The 787-nt window shown below is 63.2% G+C and carries 1 protein-coding gene; it reads right to left on the bottom strand.

All coding sequences use genetic code 11. The features are described from left to right. Nucleotides 1–134: 134 nt before the first annotated feature. A partial coding sequence (locus AC1D0P_RS26380) for a hypothetical protein (protein ID WP_477679429.1) occupies nucleotides 135–787 on the bottom strand: 653 nt, incomplete at its 5' end.

The following is a 787-nucleotide window of genomic DNA, read 5'->3' as shown; positions in this document are numbered from 1 at the left end:
CCCTATGGCTGCTTCATCATCCGCAAGGGCGTCATCGACTTCGGTGACAGCCCGGCGTGCTGAAGCTGGCATACATCAGGAGCGCTGTCGAAGATGAGGACGGACCGTCGGCAAGCCAGTATCCTTAACCGACGCTACTTCCAGCTCGAATAATCACCCGCGACACAGCCTTCCGGCGGGCCGCCATTGCCAAAACGCTGCTTGAGCTGGCCGCAGCCCCATTTGTTCAGCGGCTCCGGCATGATGCTGTTGATCTCCTTGCCAGGCGTATTGAAGGCGGAATCGGCGCTCGTCACATACCAGACCCAATAGCCGACCGCGGCGATAATGATCAGCAGGATCATCGCAAAGAAGGTGATCACGCCGCGCAGCAATGACCGCCCGCGCCTCGGCGCGAACGCCGCGACGCTCGGCGTCGAACCAGTCCGGCCGGCGAACGGTGCGAGCGCCGCCTGACGCTCCGCCGCGGTCAGGTCGATGCGTTGAAGCCGGCTGTCGAGCAGCACTGGCAGTGACGTATTGCCATGCCGCACCGCCAGCGCCACCGGCTTCTTGGTCTTGCTGATCCCGACCAGCAGCGGCTCTTCGCCGGCCTCGAGCTGCGTATGAGCGATGCGCCCTTTCTTCTTGTCGCCGATCCCATCGCTATAGGTGACGAAAAATCCGCCGCGATGTTTCTTGAGCCCAGTGATCGCCACCGGAATGGCGACCAGCCGATCGGGGCGGCGAAGCTGCGCCCGGACGCGCAAGAGACGGGCCAGTGTAAACATGGCGCCGATAATCAGCC

The sequence above is a fragment of the Polaromonas sp. P1_G2 genome (genome assembly GCF_056405515.1).
Note: the sequence above shows the minus strand (reverse complement) of the source record. Positions and strands in the feature narration are given on the sequence as shown.